We start from the raw sequence: 3122 nt of genomic DNA, 5'->3' as shown, positions 1-3122 counted from the left end.
GACTTCATTAACCGGCCAAAACACCAAACTGACGTTGATTAGCCGGATAAGCTGGCGATAACGCCGCGATGGAATCGTTCTTCGCTCTGTTGCAGAAGAACGTTCTCGACCGTCGCCGGTGGGCCACCAGGGATCAGTTGAGAATCGCGATCGTGACCTGGATCGAGCGGACATATCACCGACGTCGTCGACAAGCCCGGTTGGGTCGATTGACACCAGTGGAGTACGAAGCAATCATAGAGCCAGCTGCTCTCGCAGCATGACACTCACGCTGTCACCCTTCTTTGCATCAGTCCCGATCCGACCGGCTTTGCCGCGCATCGTCGCGACGAGTTCCTGCGTGTCCTTGTCCCACTCCACGTAGTAGTCCCGCGCTGCGAGGTTTAGGAAGGCAAAGCGCGAGCTGTTCGGCGCCGGATCCGCGAACACGGGTGAGCAGAGCGCGCGGGTGAGCGCATTCGCGGCGATGGAGTCGAAGTAGATGTTCCGCAGGATCGTGGGGCCTCGGTCATCGCGTCCAGCAGACGCTGGATGCTGGGGCGCATCGTATCGGCCGTGGGTGCCTGCGTTGGCTAGTTGCTCGGTGATCCGAGCAGTGACGGTCTTGATGATCGGTCCCGTTCGAGCATCGGGGACTCCTGGTGTAGCGGCCCGATCTGCTCGGCGGCGATATTGCCGTTCTCGCGGACCCGGTACGTCTCACTCTTTCGACGCACTAACTAACTCATACCAGCAAGCCTAAAGACCTGGGTCTCCACCCTGGCCAACGTAGCGCGGTGCCGTCCGATGCGAGGGAGGTAGCTACGGTATGGCTTGAGAGGCTCGTGCTCAGACCGGTTATGGAGCTGCTGCTCTCGCTGCCTACCCGCTGGTGTGCTTCTGCTCGGCACGCAGGCTCGAGCCTGGTAGTCAGCCGTCACCCTCACTGCCGATAAGGGCAAGTAGGCCAGGAAAGCGTGTGTCGAGGTCGCGTCTGCGCAGCGTCACCTCGCTGCGATTGCCCCGGTCAACCTGATGCACCAGCCCAGCCTCACGGAGCACCTTGAAGTGATGGCTTCGCGTGGACTTTGACAAGTCCAGGCCGAAGCTCGTGCAAGATCGCTCGCTGCCCTCAGCGTCGTTCACCAGATCATGGATGACTTGCCGCCGATGCGGATCGGCCAGCGCCGAGAGCACGGCTCCGAGCTCGATCTCGTCCGGCTCCACACTCACCGTCTTGCTCGTCATCACCATTCTGAATCTCCGCACAACATCAAAGGTTCGACTTGCATCCTACCTTACAGTCATGCCACTCTGAATAGGTTCGTAATATATCGAACCTTAAACCTGTATCGAACGATAAGGAGTGACAATGCCCCGACCCAGGCTGCTGCTGGCCGTGATTCTGCTCGCCCAGTTCGTGATCCCGCTGTCAATCTCCGGCACCGCCGTCGCGCTTCCGTCCATCGCCGGTGAGCTGGGGTCAAATCCGGCACCGTTGCAGTGGGTGGTCAACGGCTTCAACGTCTCTTTTGCGATCTGCACGATCGTGTGGGGTGCGTGCTCTGACCGGATCGGCTACACGAACTCGTTCCGCATCGGCATCGTGATTGCTGCCACCGGCGGCGTGATCAGCGTGCTCGCCCCAAACATCGTCACGCTGGATGTCGGCCGGGTCGTCGCGGGCATCGGCTCCGCCGCCGTGCTTACCGGTGCCGCCCCGATCCTCAGCCACCTGTTCGAGGGTAAAGCTCGGGCTCAGGCGTTCGCACTGTTCGGCACGATCAACGGACTCGGCCTCGCCGCTGGCCCCGCGTTGTCGGGGCTGCTTCTGTCGGCCTGGGGATGGCAGGGCATCTTCGCCACACACACGATCGTCCTAGTCATAGCCTTCATCGGCGCGACGCGACTTCCCCAGCTCGGGCGCGGTGCTACCTCGCTGCGGGAGATGCTGGACTTCTCCGCACTGAAAGCACCGAAGTTCCTTGCGATGACGCTGGTGCCTGTGGCCGGAGCGATCGGGTTCGTCACGTTCCTGACCTACCTCCCCAGCGCGCTCGGGGCCATCCACGGTCTCACCGCTGGGGTGACGGGTGCGCTGATGCTGGTAATGACTATCCCGGTGCTTATCGCCCCCGCCCTAGTCCACCGGATCATGGAGCGTACGCGCATCACGCCGACTGTGATCGTCTCGACCTCATTCGTAAGCCTCATCATTGGCGGCGTCTCCGTGCTGCTTTTGCTCCGACCGGATATGCCGATTGCTCTCGGTGTCGCACCGATGATCCTGCTCGGCCTGGGCTTCGGCCTGCCATTAGGGCTTGTTGATGCCGAGGCTCTTGCTGCAGTGCCCGCCGAACGTGCCGGGGCCGCCTCCGGAGTTATCAACCTCTTCCGCATCGGCTCCGAAGCCATCTTCGTCGCCGCTTACGCCGCGATTCTCGCTACCGTCATCACCGCCGCTCTGCCCGGTGCGACAGGCCAACTGATCGCCTCCGGCGGCTCGGGGTACCCTTGGGTCTACTACAATGGCCTCACCGCCGCAGCACTGGCCATGATCGGCCTCGTCGTCGTCTTGGGAATTACGTTCCTCGCCCTCAACAGAGCCGCGCGTCGCACACACAGCAGCTTCCGGTAATTTGGCAGAAGACCGCAAGAGGGGCCCGGCGAGCACGCCTCCGCGAAATTTGCGGAACATGCTCAGCCACAGACTGGCCAAGTAGCTTGAGATCAAGCCTCGCCGGACTCACTTACCCTGAATCCACCGTTAGGGGCTTGTTAGTGTGCCACTGTCAATGTAGTCGACGGGTGATAGCATGCGGGTACACTATAGGGCCAGCCCACTCGTCTGGTACTTCCACTCGCCGGTTCCGGAATCGTCGGATCCGTGGGCTTCCGCAGAGACTCGTACAACAATGCCATGGCTGAGGCGATCGAATGCCTAGTTCGGTATAACCACTCGACTCGGTCTACAAAGGGCGTCGCAACGTCTAGCCGCGACTCGTCCATGTCGCGCTACTTTGCACACTGATCGTTAAGAATGGGGTTTTGTGCAAAGTGCATCGGCGCGTCGTGGCCAAAGTAGGACGCATCTCTACATCTGCACCAGCGGCTGCCGACTTGAGAGGGGCCGATGTCATGCG

At 61.2% G+C, this 3122-nt stretch carries 3 protein-coding genes and 1 pseudogene; 2 read left to right on the top strand and 2 right to left on the bottom strand.

The window, feature by feature from the left end:
- Positions 1–53: 53 nt before the first annotated feature.
- Positions 54–263, top strand: a pseudogene (locus ACTICP_RS16200) (IS3 family transposase); the annotation flags it as partial.
- Here ACTICP_RS16200 and ACTICP_RS16195 read toward each other — a convergent pair.
- Together ACTICP_RS16195 and ACTICP_RS16190 are read right to left on the bottom strand one after the other, a co-directional pair.
- On the bottom strand, positions 235–468 hold the full coding sequence (locus ACTICP_RS16195) for an MmyB family transcriptional regulator (protein ID WP_441894115.1): 234 nt from the start codon (positions 466–468) through the stop codon (positions 235–237). The pseudogene ACTICP_RS16200 and the gene ACTICP_RS16195 overlap by 29 nt on opposite strands.
- Before the next feature lie 441 nt (positions 469–909).
- Complete coding sequence (locus tag ACTICP_RS16190; protein WP_441894113.1) at positions 910–1227, bottom strand: ArsR/SmtB family transcription factor; 318 nt, start codon at positions 1225–1227, stop codon at positions 910–912.
- A gap of 151 nt (positions 1228–1378) precedes the next feature.
- Here ACTICP_RS16190 and ACTICP_RS16185 point away from each other — a divergent pair, with 151 nt between their 5' ends.
- Positions 1379–2617, top strand: coding sequence for an MFS transporter (locus ACTICP_RS16185; protein WP_441894111.1), 1239 nt, complete (start codon positions 1379–1381; stop codon positions 2615–2617).
- Positions 2618–3122 lie beyond the last annotated feature (505 nt).

This window comes from Microbacterium sp. (assembly GCF_052102115.1).
In the GTDB taxonomy this organism is placed as follows: domain Bacteria; phylum Actinomycetota; class Actinomycetes; order Actinomycetales; family Microbacteriaceae; genus Microbacterium.
This window is presented reverse-complemented; position numbering and strand designations above follow the sequence as displayed.